The 19371-nt window shown below is 70.5% G+C and carries 18 protein-coding genes and 1 tRNA gene; 17 read left to right on the top strand and 2 right to left on the bottom strand.

Annotated features, from left to right (window positions below):
• The first annotated feature begins 216 nt into the window (after window positions 1-216).
• The 3 genes from groES to NP095_RS02940 all read left to right on the top strand — a co-directional run bounded on the left by groES (window position 217) and on the right by NP095_RS02940 (window position 2605).
• Window positions 217-510 carry a co-chaperone GroES gene (groES, locus tag NP095_RS02930; protein WP_078698994.1) on the top strand — a complete coding sequence of 98 codons (294 nt, stop codon included), beginning with the start codon at window positions 217-219 and terminating at the stop codon, window positions 508-510.
• Window positions 511-541: 31 nt separating this feature from the next.
• A complete protein-coding gene (groL, locus tag NP095_RS02935) occupies window positions 542-2143 on the top strand; it encodes a chaperonin GroEL (protein ID WP_232417516.1) in 1602 nt (533 codons plus the stop codon).
• A gap of 144 nt (window positions 2144-2287) precedes the next feature.
• Complete coding sequence (locus NP095_RS02940; protein WP_232417513.1) at window positions 2288-2605, top strand: hypothetical protein; 318 nt, start codon at window positions 2288-2290, stop codon at window positions 2603-2605.
• Here NP095_RS02940 and NP095_RS02945 read toward each other — a convergent pair.
• Complete coding sequence (locus tag NP095_RS02945) at window positions 2583-2876, bottom strand: helix-turn-helix transcriptional regulator (protein WP_232417511.1); 294 nt, start codon at window positions 2874-2876, stop codon at window positions 2583-2585. The genes NP095_RS02940 and NP095_RS02945 overlap by 23 nt on opposite strands.
• A gap of 151 nt (window positions 2877-3027) precedes the next feature.
• Here NP095_RS02945 and NP095_RS02950 point away from each other — a divergent pair, with 151 nt between their 5' ends.
• From NP095_RS02950 to NP095_RS02985, 8 genes are read left to right on the top strand one after another with little or no spacing between them, the layout of a single operon-like run.
• Window positions 3028-3948 carry an AurF N-oxygenase family protein gene (locus tag NP095_RS02950; RefSeq protein WP_232417509.1) on the top strand — a complete coding sequence of 307 codons (921 nt, stop codon included), beginning with the start codon at window positions 3028-3030 and terminating at the stop codon, window positions 3946-3948.
• 53 nt (window positions 3949-4001) lie between these two features.
• A complete protein-coding gene (locus NP095_RS02955) occupies window positions 4002-5636 on the top strand; it encodes an FAD-dependent oxidoreductase (RefSeq protein WP_232417507.1) in 1635 nt (544 codons plus the stop codon).
• Between the two features lie 58 nt (window positions 5637-5694).
• Window positions 5695-7200, top strand: coding sequence for an IMP dehydrogenase (gene guaB / locus NP095_RS02960; RefSeq protein ID WP_232417501.1), 1506 nt, complete (start codon window positions 5695-5697; stop codon window positions 7198-7200).
• A 35-nt stretch (window positions 7201-7235) separates the two neighbouring features.
• Window positions 7236-8333, top strand: a complete 1098-nt coding sequence (locus tag NP095_RS02965) for a GuaB3 family IMP dehydrogenase-related protein (protein WP_232418545.1) — start codon at window positions 7236-7238, stop codon at window positions 8331-8333.
• Window positions 8330-9103: a carbon-nitrogen hydrolase family protein gene (locus NP095_RS02970; protein WP_232417498.1), complete on the top strand. Its 774-nt coding sequence runs from the start codon at window positions 8330-8332 to the stop codon at window positions 9101-9103. The genes NP095_RS02965 and NP095_RS02970 overlap by 4 nt, the downstream gene beginning before the upstream one ends.
• The gene (locus NP095_RS02975) at window positions 9100-9588 is read left to right on the top strand and encodes a GNAT family N-acetyltransferase (protein WP_232417496.1); all 489 of its coding nucleotides are present in this window, start codon (window positions 9100-9102) and stop codon (window positions 9586-9588) included. The genes NP095_RS02970 and NP095_RS02975 overlap by 4 nt, the downstream gene beginning before the upstream one ends.
• Before the next feature lie 45 nt (window positions 9589-9633).
• Complete coding sequence (locus NP095_RS02980) at window positions 9634-11193, top strand: succinic semialdehyde dehydrogenase (protein WP_232417494.1); 1560 nt, start codon at window positions 9634-9636, stop codon at window positions 11191-11193.
• Window positions 11194-11198: 5 nt separating this feature from the next.
• Complete coding sequence (locus NP095_RS02985) at window positions 11199-12899, top strand: GMC family oxidoreductase (RefSeq protein WP_232417492.1); 1701 nt, start codon at window positions 11199-11201, stop codon at window positions 12897-12899.
• 1 nt (window position 12900) lies between these two features.
• Here the strand turns inward: NP095_RS02985 and NP095_RS02990 are convergent, their stop codons facing one another.
• A complete protein-coding gene (locus NP095_RS02990; protein ID WP_232417490.1) occupies window positions 12901-13482 on the bottom strand; it encodes a 5-formyltetrahydrofolate cyclo-ligase in 582 nt (193 codons plus the stop codon).
• Window positions 13483-13530: 48 nt separating this feature from the next.
• Between NP095_RS02990 and NP095_RS02995 the strand changes: the two genes are divergently transcribed.
• From NP095_RS02995 to NP095_RS03020, 6 genes are all read left to right on the top strand, one after another.
• Window positions 13531-14877: a UTP--glucose-1-phosphate uridylyltransferase gene (locus NP095_RS02995; protein WP_232418544.1), complete on the top strand. Its 1347-nt coding sequence runs from the start codon at window positions 13531-13533 to the stop codon at window positions 14875-14877.
• 27 nt (window positions 14878-14904) lie between these two features.
• On the top strand, window positions 14905-16179 hold the full coding sequence (glp, locus tag NP095_RS03000; protein WP_232417488.1) for a molybdotransferase-like divisome protein Glp: 1275 nt from the start codon (window positions 14905-14907) through the stop codon (window positions 16177-16179).
• Window positions 16179-16781, top strand: a complete 603-nt coding sequence (locus NP095_RS03005; protein ID WP_232417486.1) for a GNAT family N-acetyltransferase — start codon at window positions 16179-16181, stop codon at window positions 16779-16781. Before glp ends, NP095_RS03005 begins: the two co-directional genes overlap by 1 nt.
• 83 nt (window positions 16782-16864) lie before the next feature.
• Window positions 16865-17848, top strand: coding sequence for a divisome protein SepX/GlpR (gene sepX, locus NP095_RS03010; RefSeq protein ID WP_232417484.1), 984 nt, complete (start codon window positions 16865-16867; stop codon window positions 17846-17848).
• 69 nt (window positions 17849-17917) lie between these two features.
• A tRNA-Ala gene (locus NP095_RS03015) sits at window positions 17918-17990 on the top strand.
• Between the two features lie 167 nt (window positions 17991-18157).
• Complete coding sequence (locus tag NP095_RS03020) at window positions 18158-19303, top strand: hypothetical protein (protein WP_232417482.1); 1146 nt, start codon at window positions 18158-18160, stop codon at window positions 19301-19303.
• The last annotated feature ends 68 nt before the right edge of the window (window positions 19304-19371 follow it).

A 19371-nucleotide genomic window follows, 5' to 3' on the forward strand; every position in this document is an offset into this window, starting at 1 on the left:
CGCGGCGCCGCGTCGATGCGACGGGCGCCAGGAACCCCCCATCGTAGTGGGCCCTCGCGCGCGAGGGCCGGGGTCCGCAGGGCCGTCGGCGGGTACCCCCATGGGGTTTAGCACTCCCTTGGGGCGAGTGCCAGCGCGGTGATACGCTGAGGTCTGGCACTCCCCTCGGGCGAGTGCCAACTCGAACGTCACTCATCCGAAAGGGGAGGTCGACCAGTGTCGGTCACCATCAAGCCGCTCGAAGATCGCATCGTCATCAAGGCCGGAGAGGCCGAGCAGACCACCGCGTCGGGTCTCGTCATCCCCGACACCGCCAAGGAGAAGCCGCAGGAGGGCGAGGTCGTGGCCGTGGGCCCCGGTCGCGTCAGCGACAGCGGCGAGCGCATCCCCGTCGACGTTGCCGTCGGCGACAAGGTGCTCTTCAGCAAGTACGGCGGCACCGAGGTCAAGCACGGCGGCGAGGAGTTCCTCATCCTCAACGCCCGCGACGTCCTCGCCGTCATCGCCTGAGTCCACCCGCCCAACCGTTTAGGGAGCACTCATGCCCAAGATTCTGGAATTCGACGAGGGCGCACGCCGCGCCCTCGAACGCGGTGTCGACAAGCTCGCCGACACCGTCAAGGTGACCCTCGGCCCCAAGGGCCGTTACGTGGTCCTCGACAAGAAGTGGGGCGCCCCCACGATCACGAACGACGGCGTGTCCGTCGCCCGTGAGATCGAACTGGACGACCCGTTCGAGAACCTCGGCGCGCAGTTGGCCAAGGAAGTCGCCACCAAGACGAACGACGTCGCCGGTGACGGCACCACGACCGCCACGGTCCTGGCCCAGGCCATGGTCCACGAGGGCCTGCGTCACGTCGCGGCCGGCGCCAACCCGGTCGGCCTGAAGAAGGGCATCGAGAAGGCCGTCGAGGCCGTCACGGCCGAGCTGCACGAGCGCGCTCGCGTGATCGACTCGGTGTCCGACATGGCCGCCGTCGCCACGGTCTCGAGCCGTGACTCGGTGATCGGCGAGCTCATCGCCGAGGCGTTCGACAAGGTCGGCAAGGACGGCGTCATCACCGTCGAGGAGTCCAACACCATGGGCACCGACCTCGAGTTCACCGAGGGCATGCAGTTCGACAAGGGCTACCTGTCTCCCTACATGGTGACCGACACCGAGCGTATGGAGGCCGTCCTCGACGACCCCTACATCCTCGTCAACCAGGGCAAGATCTCGGCCGTGGCCGACCTCCTGCCGCTGCTGGAGAAGGTCGTCCAGTCGGGCAAGAGCCTGTTCATCATCGCCGAGGACATCGAGGGCGAGGCCCTGTCCACGATCGTGGTGAACAAGATCCGCGGCACGTTCACGTCCGTCGCGGTCAAGGCTCCGGCCTTCGGTGATCGCCGCAAGGCGATGCTGCAGGACATCGCGACCCTGACCGGCGCGACCGTCGTCACCACCGATGTCGGCCTCAAGCTCGACCAGGTCGGCCTCGAGGTGCTGGGCACCGCCCGTCGCGTCGTCGTCACCAAGGACGACACGACGATCATCGACGGCGGCGGCGACCAGGCCGAGGTCGAGGGCCGCGTGGCGCAGATCAAGGCCGAGTTCGAGCAGACCGACTCCGAGTGGGATCGCGAGAAGCTCCAGGAGCGCCTCGCCAAGCTGGCCGGTGGCGTCTGCGTCATCCGCGTCGGCGCGGCCACCGAGGTCGAGCTCAAGGAGAAGAAGCACCGCATCGAGGACGCCGTCTCGGCGACCCGCGCGGCCATCGAGGAGGGCATCGTCCCCGGCGGTGGCTCGGCGCTGGTCCACGCGGTCGCCGTGCTGGACAAGGACCTGGACCTGACCGGCGACGAGGCCTTGGGCGTTCGCATCGTCCGCAAGGGTGCCGACGCCCCGCTGGAGTGGATCGCCCGCAACGGCGGCGTCTCCGGCGAGGTCGTGGTGTCGAAGGTGCGCGAGTCGGGCGAGGGCTACAACGCCGCGACCGACGAGTACGGTGACCTGCTCGCGCAGGGCATCCTCGACCCGGTCAAGGTCACGCGTTCGGCTCTGGCCAACGCCGCCTCGATCGCGGCCATGCTGCTCACCACCGAGACCCTCGTGGTGGACAAGCCGGCCGATGAGGGCGACGAGCACGCCGGTCACAACCACTGATCGACTGCTCTGCACGACGAAGGCCCCGGGCGCTTGCCCGGGGCCTTCGTCGTTCCCGGGGTGAGACAGGGGCAGACAGGGCGCGTGAAGCCCAATAACCTAGGTCACGGCCCGGTGTCCGCTCCCGTTGATAGGACGTCTTCCATGACAACGCCAGCGACCCTCTGCCCGTGGTGGTGCACCGATCACCGGACCGGAGCGACGGCCGAGGACGAACAGCACGCCCGGTCCTTCCCGGCGCCCGGCGGGGCGTGGGTCGCGATCCTGCTGGGCGCCCTGCCGGCCGACGAGCCCGAGCTCGCCTACGCGGCCGAGTCGTACGCGAGGTCGCCCGATGAGGGGCGGGCGCTCGCCACGGCGCTGCGGGACGCGGCCGACCTGTTCGAGCAGGTCCTCGCCGAGCGGCGCCGGGGCCGTGGGCCGGCCCCCGGCGAGGAGGTCAGCGCTCGCCGGACTCCATGAACTCGCGCACCTGCACCATGAGGTCGCCCAGCTCCAGTCCGAGCGCCGCCTCGAGGGCCAGCACCGTGTCCAGGCTCGGGTTGGCCGAGGACCGGCCGACGGCGTTGTTGTTGCGGTTGTTCTCGAGGTTCTGGATCTGGTTGCGGCTCAGGCCGGACTGGTGGGCCAGCTCCTCCTGTGTCATCGAGAGCTCCTCGCGTCGCCGACGCAGCCACGTGGCGAACGCGCCGGCGACCTCGGTGGTCCGGTCGGAAGGGGTGCGCTTGGGCATGCACAACAGCATGGGCCCGATGGTACGCCGGGGCAGCCCAATACGGTGGGTCGCGCAGACGTCGTCGTCCAACGGCCGGGAAAGGTCGTGACGCGCCTCACATCCTATGTTACATTCGCAATGTCACATCCGATTTCGCGAGGAGACCGCCATGACCGTCACCGACGATCGCGCCGCCGTCGAGTTCCGCCAGTCCATCGACATGGACACCGAGCTCGAGCGTCTGCTCGAGTCGGCTGCCGTCCTGTCGTACGACCCCGACCAGGAGATCGACTGGGACAAGCCGCTCGACCCGACCAAGTACGGGCTCAACCCCGAGTGGTCGACGCTCTACGGCACGGCGCTGTGGGACCGCATGAGCGAGCAGCAGCGGATCGACCTGACCCGTCACGAGGTCGGCTCCATCATGAGCACCGGCATCTGGTTCGAGACGATGCTGCAGTCGATGGTGCTGCGCTCGCAGTACTCGGCCGACTACGGCGACCCGGAGTTCCGCTTCGCCCTCACCGAGATCGCCGACGAGTGCCGCCACTCGCTGATGTTCAGCAAGACCTGCAGCAAGATGGGCGTCCCGCACTACCGTCCGCGCCGGCTCTTCCACGAGCTGGCCCGGGTCTTCCGCACCACGGCGAACGGCGAGATGTCCTACGCCGCGATCCTGGTCGCCGAGGAGGTCCTCGACGTCATGCAGCGCGACTGGATGCGCGGCGAGAACGTGCTCGAGGAGGTGCGCACCTCCAGCAAGATCCACGTGGTCGAGGAGGCGCGCCACATGAAGTTCGCGCGCATGGAGATCCGCGAGCATCTCGCCGGCATCTCCAAGCCGCGCCGTCACGTGGCCGCGCTGGCCATCTCGATCGTCGCGGCGATCATCGTGGACTCGCTGGTCAACGACGCCGTCTACGCCAACGTCGGCCTCGACCCCGAGGAGGCCAAGGCGGCGGTGAATGGCAACACCCACCACCAGAACCTGATGCGGATGAGCTGCGTCCACCTCATGGACTTCCTGTCCGAGGTCGGCCTGCTCACGCCGTCGGCGATGCGGATCTACCGCACGGTCCACATGCTCTGAGCGCAGATGCTCTGAGCGCCCGCCGACGCACCGACCCCCCCCGAGAGACCACCGTGGCCTACGCGATCACCCAGTCCTGCTGCAAGGACGCCTCGTGCGTCTCGGTCTGCCCCGTGGACTGCATCCATCCCACCCCGGACGAGCCCGACTTCGGCACGGCCGAGATCCTCTACGTCGATCCGCAGGTGTGCATCGACTGCGGCGCCTGTGCCGATGCGTGCCCGGTCGCGGCGCCCAAGGCCATCGACCTGCTGCGCGGCTCCGAGGCGCAGTTCGCCCAGTTGAACGCGGCGTACTTCGAGCAGCGCCCCGAGCGCGAGAGCCCGCAGACGCACACCTGGGACGAGATGGGCGGCGACCTGGTGCGCCCGTTGTCCATCGCGATCGTGGGCACCGGGCCGGCGGCGGCCTACGCGGCGCGTGAGCTGTTGCTGTCGACCGACGCGAAGATCACGATGATCGACCGGCTCCCGGTGCCCGGCGGACTGGTGCGCGGGGGAGTGGCCCCCGACCACACCGACACCAAGAAGTTCGCCGAGCTCTTCCACTGGGCGTACAAGCACCCCCGCACGAAGATGGTGATGAACGTCGAGGTGGGTCGCGACATCTCCCACGAGGACGTGCTGCAGCACCACGACGCCGTCATCTACGGCGTGGGCGCACGCCGAGACCGCGAGCTCGGCGTCCCGGGTGAGGACATGGCGGGCGTCTACGCCGGGCCGGACGTCGTCGGCTGGTACAACGGCGCCCTCGACATCGACACGGCCGGCGTCGTCCTGGCGGGCGATCGCGTGGTCGTCGTGGGCAACGGCAACGTCGCCCTCGACCTGGCGCGACTGCTGCTGCACGACCCGGCCGTGCTGGCCCGCACCGACATGCCCGATCACGCCGTGCGGGCCTTCCGCGACCTCGACGTGCGCGAGGTCGTCCTGCTCGGCCGGCGTGGCCCGTCGGCTGCCGCGTTCACCCGGCCCGAGCTGTTGATGATGCCCCCGGGGATCGACGTCGTCGTGGCGCGGGACGAGTTCACCGAGGGCGAGCTGGCCGAGGCCGAGCCGGACTCCAACGCAGCCGCACTGGCGGCCCTGCCGCTGGTCGACGTCGACCTCACGGCGCCGCCGAGCGAGCGCCGCCGGCTCGTGTTCGCCTTCGGTCGACAGGTCGTCTCCGTCGAGGGTGAGCAGCGGGTCGAGGCCGTGCAGGTCGCGCCGTCCGGGATCCCCGAGCAGGCCGTCACGGTCCCGTGCGGCACGTTGATCCGCGCCACCGGCCATCGCGGCACGCCCGTGCCGGGGCTGCCCTTCGACGAGGAGACCGCCACGGTCCCGAACGAGTCGGGCCGGGTCGTGGACCCCGCCACCGGACAGCCGGTGCCCGGCACCTACGTCGTGGGCTGGATCAAGCGCGGTGCCACCGGCGGCATCGGCACCAACCGCGCGTGCGCCCACGAGACGATCGCCACGATCATCGCCGACGCGAACACCGGGCGGATCGCTCCGCCACCGCGTCAGCGCCGTGCCTTCGGGGCGTTCGTGCGGATGCGCGTCGACCACGTCGTGGGCCGCCGTCGCATGCTCGCGATCGAGAAGGCCGAGGAGAAGCGAGGCGCCCGCGAGGGCCGTCCGCGGGTGAAGTTCGAGTCCGTCGACGAGATGCTCAAGGTCAGCCCCGTCACGCCCGTGCACTGAGGCCGCGATCACCTCCGGGCCGGTCGGGGAGCCGTTCGGCCGCGAGTAGACTTGGCTCATGGTGGGCATCCCCGACAAGTTCGCGTCCCTTGGTCTGACCTACGACGACGTCCTGCTCCTTCCCGGAGAGACGGACGTCATCCCCAGCGAGGTCGACACGACGACCCGGCTCACGCGGGAGATCTCCCTGCGGATCCCGCTGCTGTCGAGCGCGATGGACACCGTCACGGAGTCCCGCATGGCGATCGCGATGGCCCGTGAGGGCGGCATCGGCATCCTGCACCGCAACCTCTCGATCGACGACCAGGCGTACCAGGTCGATCTGGTCAAGCGCACCCAGACGGGCATGATCCCCAACCCCGTCACGATCGGCCCCAAGGCGACCCTCGAGGAGCTCGACGAGCGCTGCGGCGAGTACCGCGTCTCCGGCCTGCCGGTCGTCGACGAGGACAACACGCTGCTGGGCATCGTCACGAACCGCGACCTGCGCTTCACGCCCGTCGCCGAGTGGTCCACGACCCTCGTCAACGACGTCATGACCCACATGCCGCTGATCACCGGCCCCGTCGGCATCAGCCGCGAGGATGCCTCCTCGCTGCTGCGTCAGCACAAGCGCGAGCGCCTGCCGATCATCGACGACGACGGCAAGCTGGCCGGCCTGATCACGGTCAAGGACTTCGTGAAGTCCGAGCAGTTCCCGATGGCCAGCAAGGACGCCGAGGGGCGCCTGCTGGTCGGTGCGGCCGTCGGCTTCTTCGGCGACTCCTACGAGCGCGCCGGACGCCTCATGGAGGCCGGCGTCGACGTGCTCGTGGTCGACACCGCCCACGGCCACGCGCGCGCCCTGCTCGACATGGTCCGCAAGCTCAAGGCCGATCCCGCCTTCGCGAACGTCCAGATCATCGGCGGCAACGTCGCCACGCGCGACGGCGCCCAGGCGCTGGTCGACGCGGGCGTCGACGCGGTCAAGGTCGGCGTCGGCCCGGGCTCGATCTGCACCACCCGCGTCGTGGCCGGTGTGGGCGTGCCCCAGATCTCCGCCGTCTACGAGGCCTCGCTGGCTGCCGAGCCCGCGGGCGTCCCGGTCATCGCCGACGGCGGCCTGCAGTACTCCGGCGACATCGCCAAGGCCCTCGTGGCCGGCGCCGAGAGCGTCATGGTCGGCTCGCTGCTGGCCGGGTGCGAGGAGAGTCCCGGCGAGCTGATCTTCGTCGCGGGCAAGCAGTACAAGACCTACCGCGGGATGGGCTCGGTCGGCGCGATGGCCTCGCGCGGCAAGAAGTCCTACTCCAAGGACCGCTACTTCCAGGCCGACGTCACCAACGACGACAAGATCGTGCCCGAGGGCATCGAGGGGCGCGTCGCCTACCGCGGCCCGCTCTCGTCGGTGGCCCACCAGCTGATCGGTGGACTGCACCAGTCGATGTTCTACGTCGGCTCGCGCACCATCCCCGAGCTGCGTGAGCGCGGCCGGTTCGTCCGCATCACGACGGCCGGACTCAAGGAGAGCCACCCGCACGACATCCAGATGACCGTCGAGGCGCCCAACTACACGATCCTGTGACGTCGTGAGCGCCCGATAGGCTGTCAGCCGTGAGCATCGACATCGGATTGGCCAAGCGCGGTCGCCAGGGTTACCACTTCGACGACATCGCGATCGTCCCGAGCCGTCGGACGCGCGATCCGCAGGAGGTCTCCACCGACTGGCAGATCGACGCCTACCGGTTCGACCTGCCGATCATCGCGGCCCCGATGGACTCGGTGATGAGCCCCGAGACCGCGATCGCCCTGGGCAAGTTCGGCGGCCTGGGCGTCCTGAACCTCGAGGGCCTGTGGACCCGGTACGAGGATCCGCTGCCGCTGCTGGAGGAGATCGCCCGCATCGAGCCGGCGCAGGTCACCCCGCGTCTGCAGCAGATCTACAGCGAGCCGATCAAGGCCGAGCTCATCACCGCGCGCCTGCACGAGATCCGCGCGGCCGGCGTCACCGTCGCGGGCGCCCTGAGCCCGGGCCACACCAAGCAGTTCGCCGACGCGGTCGTCCAGGCCGGCGTCGACCTCTTCGTCATTCGCGGCACCACGGTCTCGGCCGAGCACGTGTCGAGCAACGCCGAGCCGCTGAACCTCAAGGAGTTCATCTACGAGCTCGACGTCCCCGTCATCGTCGGCGGGTGCGCGACGCACCAGGCCGCGCTGCACCTCATGCGCACCGGTGCGGCCGGCGTGCTGGTCGGCTTCGGCGGCGGCGCCACCCACACGACGCGCAGCGTCCTGGGTGTGGCGGTGCCGATGGCCTCGGCCGTCTCCGACGTCGCCGCCGCGCGACGCGACTACCTCGACGAGTCCGGTGGTCGGTACGTGCACGTCATCGCTGACGGCTCGATCGGCCGCAGCGGCGATCTGACCAAGGCCTTCGCCTGCGGCGCCGACGCCGTCATGATCGGCTCGCCGTTCGCCCGCGCCACGGATGCGCCCGGTGCGGGGTTCCACTGGGGCGCCGAGGCTTGGCACGGCGACCTGCCCCGCGGCGAGCGCGTCGAGATCGGCACCGTGGGCTCGCTGGAGCAGGTGCTGTTCGGTCCGTCGCACGTCCCCGACGGCACGATGAACCTGGTCGGCGCGCTGCGCCGCGCGATGGCCACCACCGGTTACACCGACCTCAAGGAGTTCCAGCGCATCGAGGTCGTGCTCGGGTGACCCTGGCGGTCGCCACGGGGCAGTTCGCCTCGGCGGGCGACGTCGAGGCCGACATCGCCACGGTGGTCCGGGCCGTCGAGCAGGCGCGGGGAGCCGACCTGCTGGTCATGCCCGAGCTGTTCCTGGGCGGCTACCGGATGCCGCCGATCGTCGTGGGCGAGACCGATCCTCGGCTGCGGCCGATCGAGCTGGCGGCGGCCGAGACCGGCATGGTCGTCTTGGTCGGCGCGTGCCTCGACGGGCCCGACGGCTTCACGATCTCGACGCTGGCGTTCGGCCTGGGCGACGATCCCGCCGGGCGACGTGTCTACGACAAGCAGAACCCGTGCGACGCCGAGAACGACCACGTCGTGCCCGGCGCCCACAGCGTGATCATCGACGTCCGGGGCTGGGCCGTGGGCCTGTCGATCTGTTACGACGGCTGCTTCCCCGAGCACGCCCGCGCACTCGCCCTCGCCGGCGCCGAGGTCTACGCCGCATCGATCGCCTACGTCACCGGCAGCGCCCACCGGCGCGAGCTGTACTACCGCTCCCGGGCGCTCGAGAACGGCATGTACGCGGTCGTCAGCGGTCTCACCGGCTCGGTGGCCGGCGCCGACTTCGACGGCGGCAGTGCCGTGTACGACCCCGAGGGACGCCTCATCGCCGAGGTAGGGCCGGGGGAGGGGGTCGCCGTCGCGACGCTCGACCGTCCGCTGCTCAAGGCCACCCGGGCGCAGCACCCGATGCTGGCCGACCTGCGCGAGCCCGGACCGGTGGTGCGGCGGTGAGCACCGAGATCGTCGAGGTCGACTTCCTCGACCCGCGTGCGGTCGCGCTGCGGGCCCGGATGTCCCAAGAGATGAGCGACCTCTACGGACGGCCTCGCCACACGGCCGGCGCCGAGGACATCGATCCGGACTCGGTGATCGCCTGCCTCCTCGTGCTGGACGACGGTGAGCCGGTCGGCACGGTCAGCCTGCGCCGGCTGCGCGACCTGGTCGAGATCAAGCGGATGTTCCTGCTGCCCAGCACCCGGGGCACGGGACTGGCGCCCCGGCTGCTGGCCGAGATCGAAGCGCGAGCCGCCCAGGTCACCGACCGCGTCGTGCTGCACACGGGTGAGCGGCAGCGCGCCGCGATCGCGCTGTACGAGCGCTCGGGATACGCGCCGATCGAGGTCTTCCCGCCCTACGACGAGGTGCCCGAATCGCTGTGCTTCGCCAAGACGCTCGCGGTGCGGCGGCCCGAGGGGGAGCCCGTTCCCCCTATGTGACACGGCGTGTGTCACATCCGGTTACTTCGCGGTATTGTCCCTCTCATGCCCGATGTCGCCCAGATCACAGTCAGCCCCGCGCGGATCGCCGAACTCACGGCCCTGATCCGGGCGACGGGCCCCGAGACGCGCACCACCGTCACCCCGCTCACGGGTGCCGACGTCGCGACCGTCCCGGTCTCGACCGAGCAGGACGTGCTCGATGCCTTCGCGGCCGCGCGGGTCGCGCAGCGGGCCTGGGCACGCACGTCGCTGCGCCGGCGCAAGCGCGCCCTGCTGAAGCTGCACGACCTGATCCTGAAGAACCGTGAGGAGCTGCTCGACCTCGTGCAGCTGGAGTCCGGCAAGGCCCGTTCGCACGCCTTCGACGAGGTCCTGCACACCGCGCTGACCGGCCGCTACTACGGCCGTCGGCTGTCGCGGATCCTCGGCCCGCACCGGATCGCGGGCGCCTACCCGGTGCTCACCGGCATCCGCCAGTACCACCAGCCCAAGGGCGTCGTCGGGCTCATCACGCCGTGGAACTACCCGCTGTCGATGGCCCTCGTCGATGGGCTCGCCGCCGTGGCCGCGGGCAATGCCGTCGTCCACAAGCCCGACAGCCAGGCGCCGCTCACGGCGCTCGCGATCATCCAGCTGATGCACCGCGCGGGCTTCCCGAAGGACCTGTGGCAGGTCGTCAGCGGCGCGGGCTCGGTCATCGGCTCGACGATCATCGCGAACGCCGACTACATCTGCTTCACCGGATCGACCGCCACCGGCAAGCGCATCGCCGCGCAGTGCTCGGAGCGGCTCATCGGCTGCTCGCTCGAGCTCGGTGGCAAGAACCCGATGATCGTCCTGCCCGGCGCCGACGTCGAGAAGACGGTCGAGGGCACGATCAACGCCGCGTTCAGCTCGGCCGGACAGCTGTGCGTGTCGATCGAGCGGATCTACGTCCACGAGTCGATCTACGACCAGTACCGCGACGCGCTCGCCGAGCGGCTCGAACGGTTGAGCTACGGCGCGAACGCCGACTGGGAGGCCGAGATGGGAACGCTCGTCTCGCCCGCCCAGCTGGCCACCATCGAGAAGCACGTCGCCGACGCGATCGACCACGGAGCCACCGTCGTCTCGGGCGGCCGGGCCCGCCCCGACATCGCACCGTGGTTCCACGAGCCCACCGTGCTCGAGAACGTGCCCGAGTCCGCACTGTGCTCCGCCGAGGAGACCTTCGGCCCGCTCGTGTCCCTGTACCCGTACCGCGGCGTCGGTGAGGCGATCGCGCTGGCCAACAGCACGATCTACGGCCTCAACGCCAGCGTCTGGGGACCGGTGCGCCGCGCCCGCAAGGTGGCTCCGAAGATCCAGGCCGGCACCGTCAACGTCAACGAGGGCTTCGCCGCCACGTTCGGCAGCATCGGCGCGCCCATGGGCGGGATGAAGCAGTCCGGCACCGGACGCCGTCAGGGCGCCGAGGGCCTGCTGCGCTTCACCGAGAGCCAGTCCATCGGCGTCCAGCGCCTCGTGCCGGTCGGCGGTCCGCCGCAGCTGTCCAAGCGCACCTTCACCGCCGTGCTGACGGTCGGCCTCGTGCTGATGCGTCGCCTCACCCGGAAGGCCTGATCACCATGAGCGAGTTCGACTACGACGTCGTCATCGTCGGATCGGGGTTCGGCGGCAGCGTCTCGGCGCTGCGGCTCACCGAGAAGGGCTACAAGGTCCTCGTCCTGGAGTCCGGCCGCCGGTTCGCCGACGACCAGTTCGCCAAGAACTCCTGGCACCTGCGCGAGTACCTGTGGGCGCCGAAGCTGGGCTGCTACGGCATCCAGCGGATCAACCTGTTGCGCAACTCGCTCGTGCTCGCCGGCGCCGGGGTCGGCGGTGGCTCGCTCGTCTACGCCAACACCCTCTACGAGCCGCTCGACCCGTTCTACGAGGACCCCGCCTGGAGCCACATCACCGACTGGAAGAGCGAGCTGGCGCCGTACTACGACCAGGCCAAGCGGATGCTCGGCGTCAACCCGGTCGCGCAGATGACCCCGGCCGACACGGTCGTCAAGGAGGCCGCCGACCGGCTGGGCTACGGCGACTCGTTCCACTTCGCGCCCGTGGGCGTGCTGTTCGGCGAGGATGAGGGTCAGGACGTCGGCGACCCCTACTTCGGCGGCGTCGGGCCGTCCCGGCGCACGTGCATCAACTGCGGTGAGTGCATGTCGGGCTGCCGCCACAACGCCAAGAACACCCTGGTCAAGAACTACCTGTACCTGGCCGAGCAGGCGGGCGCGGAAGTCCGCGAGCTGACGACGGTGTTCGACGTGCGGCCGATCGCCGGCGGCGGCTACGAGGTGCACTCGAAGTCCACGAAGCCGTGGCGCGGCAAGCAGCCCGTGATCAGGGCGGAGCAGGTCGTGTTCTCGGCCGCCTCGCTGGGCACACAGCGACTGCTGCACCGCCTGCGCGACTCCGGCAGCCTGCCGAACATCTCGGACCGACTGGGTCTGCTGACGCGCACGAACTCCGAGGCGCTGATGGGCTCGGTCGCGATGCACCGCGAGGTCGACTACACCCGCGGCGTCGCGATCACCTCGTCGATCCACCCCGACGCCACGACCCACATCGAGCCGGTCCGCTACGGCAAGGGCTCGAACGTGATGATGTTCGTCCAGATGGTGCTCTCGACCGATGGCAGCGGGACCGACGAGCCGAGCCTGAAGACCGTCGCGAAGAACATCCTCAAGCTCGGGCCGCGCCTGCCCAAGCTGTACGACGCGTTCCACTGGTCCGAGCGCACGGTCATCGCCCTGGTGATGCAGGCGCGCGACAACTCGATCACGACCTACACGAAGCGCCGGCTGTTCGGTGGTCGCAAGATGACCACCAAGCAGGGCACGGGCGAGCCGAACCCGACCTACATCGCCTCGGCCCACCGCGCCGTGACCGAGATGGCCGACTACATGGACGGCGTGCCCGGCGGCATCGTCACCGAGCCGATCGGCATCCCCATGACCGCGCACTTCCTGGGCGGGTGCGCCATCGGCGACTCGCCGCAGACCGGAGTCATCGACCCGTACCAGCGGCTCTACGGCCACGAGGGGCTGCACGTCATCGACGGGGCGGCCATCACGGCCAACCTCGGGGTGAACCCCTCGCTGACGATCACGGCGCAGGCCGAGCGGGCCGTGTCGCTGTGGCCGAACCGCGGCGAGCCCGACCAGCGTCCCGCCCTGGGCCAGTTGTACCGCCGGCTCGATCCCGTCCTGCCGAAGAACCCGGTCGTCCCCGTCGACGCGCCCGCCGCCTACCGGCTGCCCATCGTCGGGGTGTCCTGACTCAGTCGCGCAGGGGCCGGAAGACCCCTGCGGGGGTCAGGACCAGGTCGACGGGCCGGTCGTGCGGCTCGTGGGGGACCCGGGGGAGCAGCTCGTCCTCGAACACCACGGCGCACACGACGCCGTCGAACCGGGCCAGCGCGCGGTCGTAGTAGCCGGCGCCGCGGCCGAGTCGGTTGCCGGCGTGGTCGACGGCCAGCGCGGGCACGAGCGCGATGCCGCAGCCTGCGAGGGCGTCGGGCCCGAGGTCCTGCCCGACGGGCTCGGGGACGCCCAGCGGGCCGGCCCGCACCGCGTCGGGCGCATGCTCGACCCACGTGAGTGAGCGGTCCGGATGGCTCACGGGCAGCAGGACGGACACGTGCCGGTCCAGCAGCCCTTGCAGGAGGGGGCCGGTGCCCGGCTCAGTGGGCATCGAGAGGTAGGCCGCCACCCGGGTCGCCCGCGCCAGCGCCGGCAACGCGGTGGCGTGCAGGGCGATCGCCTCCGCCGCGGCGGTGCGGTCCCGCGGCGATCTCGCGCGCCGCTGCGAGAGCAGTGACGTGCGCAGCTGGACCTTCTCACACGTCACGTCGGCCGTCATGCCGCTAGCCTAGGGCCGGTGAAAGCACTGGCAGACGCACAGCAGAAGATGCGCTCGGACGGACTTCCCGAGCAGGCGATCGACGTGTTCACGGCGTTCTACCACCAGCTGGAGGGCGGCGCGTCTGGCCTGATCGCCGAGGCCGACGTCGAACCGCTCACCGACGTCGCCAGCATCGCGCGCCTGGACTTCGACACCGAGACCCTGCGCCGCGCGGCGGCCGAGACCGTCGTCATCAAGCTCAACGGCGGGCTCGGCACGACGATGGGCATGCAGCGGGCCAAGTCGCTGCTGCCGATCAAGCACCGGCTGAGCTTCCTGGACCTCATCGTCGACCAGGTGTGGCACGTGCGATCCACCCTCGGCGTCGACCTGCCGCTGCTGTTCATGAACAGCTTCCGCACCCGCGACGACACCCTGGCCGCGCTGGCGCGCTACCCCGAGCTCAAGGTGGGCGACCTGCCGCTGGACTTCGTCCAGAACCGCGAGCCGCGGCTGGACGCCGAGACCCTCGAGCCCGTCGAGTGGCCGGCCGACCCCTCCCTGGAGTGGTGCCCGCCCGGTCACGCCGACCTCTACACCGCGCTGGACGCCTCCGGTGTGCTCGACCAGCTGATCGAGGCGGGATACCGCTACGCCTCGATCTCGAACGCCGACAACCTCGGCGCCGTGCCGGACCCCGCGATGATGGCGTGGTTCGCCGAGACGGGCGCGCCCTACGCCGCCGAGGTGTGCCGCCGCACGCCCGCGGACGTCAAGGGCGGACACCTCGTCGTCCGCAAGTCCGACGGCCGCCTGATCCTGCGCGAGACGGCGCAGATCGCGCCCGAGGACCGCCAGGCGGCCGCCGACCTCAAGGTGCACAAGTACTTCCACACCAACAACCTCTGGTTCGACCTGCATGCGCTGCGCGCCGAGCTCGACCAGGCCGAGGGCGTGCTCGATCTGCCGCTGATCCGCAACCAGAAGCGGGTCGACCCGACCGACCCCTCCAGCCCCGAGGTCATCCAGATCGAGTCCGCGATGGGCTCGGCGATCTCGGTGTTCGAGGGCGCGACCGCGATCGAGGTCGACCGGGCGCGGTTCCTGCCGGTCAAGACGACCGACGACCTGCTGCTGCTGCGCTCCGACGTCTACGACGTGGGCCCGGACTACCAGCTGCGCGCCCGGGTCGACGACGTCCCGGCGGTCGATCTGGACAAGCGCTTCTTCGGCCCGATCGCCGAGTTCGACAAGCGGCTGCCGTTCTCGGTGTCCCTGCTGTACGCCACGTCGCTGACCGTGCGGGGCGACTGGAGCTTCGGCGAGGGCGTCGTCGTGCGCGGTGACGTCGTGCTCGAGGACGAGGGCCGACCGCGCCACGTGGCGTCCGGAACGGTGCTGTCCGGGATCTGAGCCGGTACGACGGTTAGGCTGGCACGCATGTCGTCAGGACAACTGCCCCCGCGGACGCGTCCCGTCAGCGTGGCCCCCGGGCGCCTGACGGTCGAAGACCATCTCGAGACCATCCTGCGCGGCGTCGGTCCGCTCGCCGCCTACGACCAGCCGGTCGTCGAGTCGCTCGGCCTGACCCTGCACGAGGACGTCCTGGCCAACGAGGACCTGCCGCGGTTCTCCGCGGCGGCCGTCGACGGGTACGCCGTCAACGCCACCGACGTCGTCGGGGCCCGCCCCGGCGAGCCGGTCGAGCTGCCGGTCGTGGCCGAGATCGTCGCCGGCCTGGGCAAGCCCTTCGCCATCAGCGCCGGATCGTGCGTGCGGATCATGGCCGGCGCGCCGTTGCCTCGCGGCGCCGACGCCGTCGTCCCGGCCGACTCGACCGACGGCGGACGCACCAACGTCGCGATCGGCCGTGCCGTGCTGGCCGGAGCGGGCGTGCGACACGCCGCCGGCGACCTCTCCCGCGGCGCCGTCGCCCTGCCCGAGGGAGCCGTGCTGGGCCCCCGCGAGATCGGGCTGCTCGCCGCGATCGGCCGCGACCGCGTCCGTGCGCGTCCCCGTCCCCGCGTCGTGGTCATGTCGACCGGACGCGAGCTGCGCGAGCCCGGAGCCCACCTCGAGGTGGACTCGGTCTTCGACGCGAACTCCTCGATGCTCGCCGCGGCCGTCCGCGACCTCGGCGCCATCGCGTACCGCGTCGGTGTCGTCGACGACGATCCGGCCGTCTTCAAGCGGGTGCTGTCCGACCAGCTGGTGCGCGCCGACCTGGTCATCACGACCGGGGGCATCACCGGCGACGATCGCGCGCTGGTCAAGCGCACGCTGACCGAGGTCGGCGAGGTCACCTTCGCCGAGGTCGCGATGACCCCGGGCCGCACCCACGGGTTCGGCCGCGTCTTCGAGGAGCAGACTCCCGTCATCACGCTGCCCGGCGACCCCGTCTCGGCCTACGTCGGGTTCGAGGTCTTCGTGGTGCCCGCGATTCGGCGGATGCTCGGTCGCACGCCCTACCGCCGTCCGCAGGTACACGCGGTCCTGGCCGAGGACCTGAGGTCCGACACCGGGGTGCGCGAGTACCGGCCGGCGTTCTTCGAGGTCACGCACCGCGGCGCCAAGGTCACGCCGCTGCCGCACACCGGCCCGCACCTGGTCGGTGCGCTGGCCAAGGCCAATGCGCTGATCGTCGTGGGTGAGGACGAGAGCGCGCTCAATCTCGGCGACACCGTCCGCACGCTGGTGCTGGACCGCAACTTCTGATGGCTCGCGGCTGGCCGGCGACGCTGTCGGACGGACTCATCGGGGTTCGGCCGCTGGTGCGTCGCGACGCCTCGACGTGGGCGCGGCTGCGCACCGAGAACCTCGAGTGGCTCGGTCCGTGGGAGGCCACGCTGCCGCGCGGCGAGGGCGTCGCGCCCGAGTCGTACGGCGCCACGATCGGCGCCCTGCGCCGACGGGCCCGTGAGGGCACCGCCATGCCGTTCGCGGTCACCTGGGCCGGCCAGATGGTCGGCCAGGTCACGGTCAGCGGGATCACGCGCGGGTCCGCGTTGTGGGCCAGCATCGGCTACTGGGTGGCGCACAGCCACGCGGGCCGGGGCGTCACGCCCACCGCCGTCGCCCTCGTGTGCGACCACCTGTTCACGCAGGTCGGCCTCCATCGCATCGAGATCTCGATCCGCCCCGAGAACGCCGCGAGCCTGCGGGTCGTCGAGAAGCTCGGATTCGACGAGTTCGGCCTGGCGCCACGCTACCTGCACATCGCGGGGGACTGGCGCGACCACCGGCTCTTCCAATTGCTGCGAGAAGACGTCCCCCACGGGGTCCTGCACCGCCTCCGTCAGGGCCGTCCCGAGCGCTGAGTGACGAACGCCCGACGAACTCCGTTGCGACACGCCACCGTCACTCCCACGGATCACGTCCGTCACGACCTACGGTTTCAAGCGTGGAGGGTTCCAGCGGACTGATCGTCGCATTCGTCGTCGCACTGTGGGCGGCGTACTTCGTCCCGCTCGTCCTGCGTCGCTACGACGAGGCGGGCAAGAACTCGTCCCTGGACCAGGACGGACCGACCCGACGCGTGGTCGAGCCGCGCCGGGCCACCGTCGCCGACGAGGAGCGCCCCGTCGTGCTGAAGCGCCCGGCGCCGGCCGCACCGGCCCCCGTCACGAAGAAGACTTCCCCTCGTGTCGACCGGACTTCTCCGGCGGTCGACACGCAGCGTCCGCGCGTCACGCGCGAAGCCGCTCGCATCGCCGCCCGCCGACGCCGCAACGTGCTGCTGACGCTGGTCGCCGTGCTGGCGGTCCTCTCCGGTCTCGCGATCGCCCGCGTCACCGTGGTCTGGACGCCGGCCATCGGCGTCGGGCTGATCGTCGCCTGGCTCGTGCTGTGCCGCGTCATGGTCCGTCAGGAGCGTGGCATCGGTCGCCAGCGCACCAGTGGCTCGTCGGCCGGCCTGGGCGCCGCCGCCGGTCGCCTGCGCGCCGTCCCGGCCGCCGTCGGCCGTGTGTTCAGCTGGGCCTCGGGCCGCGTCACGGACGGCAGCTCGAAGAGTGCCGTGGGTGGCACCGCCGCCGACGAGGAGATGACCGTGGTCGTCTCCGACCAGGTCGAGGACTACGACCCGAACCGCCGCAACGTCATGGAGATGGACGCGCCGCTGGGCGCCGACGCGCTGGACGAGCAGCTGCAGATCGCGGTCCCGAGCGTCTCGGCCACCACCGGCGAGCCGGTGTGGGACCCGCTGCCGATCACCGTCCCGACGTACGTCAGCAAGCCGCGCGCCGGCCGCACCGTGCGCACGATCGAGTTCGGTCAGCCCGGCGCCTGGACCTCCGGCCACGTCGAGGGTGAGCAGACCGAGTTGCCCGGCATCCCAGGCGACGAGGGCGACACCGGCACCGAGCAGCGCGCCGTCGGTCACTGACCGACGCCACGCCGACCGACCCGCCGATGTGATCGGCGAAACGGTTTTGCTAGGCTGGACCACGGCCTTGGGGCATTGGCGCAGTTGGTAGCGCGCTTCGTTCGCATCGAAGAGGTCAGGAGTTCGAATCTCCTATGCTCCACCCGAGACGGCGCCTCCGGATTCTTCCGGGGGCGCCGTCGTCGTTTCCCCGGACCCCATTTTTGTACCGCGCTATGTAGTCTTTTTATTTCGACCTATGTAGTTCTTTCGGATGGGCTTCGACAAACAGAGTCACCAGGGGTCACGTCAGTCCCTAGGATCACGCGCATGATCCCCCTGAAGAACTCCAGCCGGATGCTGTCCGGCCTCCTCGCGGGGGCGCTCGTCACGAGCGCTCTCGCCTTCTCCGCGCCGGCGGCTCATGCGGTCCCCGCGAAGCCCGGCGCGAAGGTGCTCATCCTCAACGACCCCGAGTTCGTCGACACCACCGACGACGCGGAGAGCGTCGCCGAGGGTAACTACGAAGGGCCCAACATGATCGCGGTCCTCACGTCCTACGGCCACGCCGTGACGTCGTTCCGCGGCACCGACGGCGCGGCCCTGGCCGCCGCGCTGAAGGGCAAGGACACGTTCGTCATCCCCGAGCTGGAGAACGGCTACTGGGCGCAGGAGCTGAGCGACTCCGCCCGCGCCGCCCTCGTGAACTGGGCCCGGGCCGGCGGCACCCTCGTGGTGGCGGCCGACACCGATCAGACGCTGAACGACCTGTTCGGCTTCAGGATGGAGTGGCGCGAGTCCGGCGCCTCGACGAACACGGCTCCTGTGGGCAGCTCCTTCCGGGCCGGGCCGGCCCGTCTGCCGGACAACGACATGACCATCACCCACCCCGTGGCGTCGCTGCCGGCCGGCGCTGTCGTCCAGTACGCGACCGCGACCGGCGAGGACGGCCGTGACGCCTCGGTCTTCACCGTGCCCGCGGGCAAGGGCACGGTCGTGTCCTTGGGCTGGGACTGGTGGGGCGCCGCCCCGGTCGTCACGGGCGACGACGCCCAGGACGGTGGCTGGAACGAGGTCCTGGACATCTCCGTGCGCACGGGCCTGAAGAAGGCCGCTGCGCCGGTCGTCAAGGCGCCGAGCAATGTGTTCCGCCTTCCCGCGAAGGGCAAGGCCAACGTCAAGAACGGCTCGTTGACGCTGAAGCTGTCGCTGCCCGGCGCCGGCAAGATCCAGGTCGCCTCGGCTCGCAAGGGCGTCCTGAAGTCCGGCGCGAAGGCCGTCGGCCCGAGCGGCAAGAGCTCGGTCCAGCTCAAGCCCTCGAAGAAGACGCTCAAGAAGCTCCGCGCGCAGCTCAAGAAGAAGAAGGTCGCCTCGACCAAGGTCAAGGTGAAGGTCACCTACACGCCGAAGGGCGGCAAGGCGCGCACGGTCACGAAGACCTACGTGCTGAAGCTGAAGAAGAAGTCCCGCAAGTAGGTCACCGCTGCGGCGGGTCGCGGGCGATCAGCCTGCGGCCCGCCGCAGCGTCGTCTCCTGCCGCGTAG

Source organism: Aeromicrobium duanguangcaii (assembly GCF_024508295.1).
GTDB lineage: Bacteria > Actinomycetota > Actinomycetes > Propionibacteriales > Nocardioidaceae > Aeromicrobium > Aeromicrobium duanguangcaii.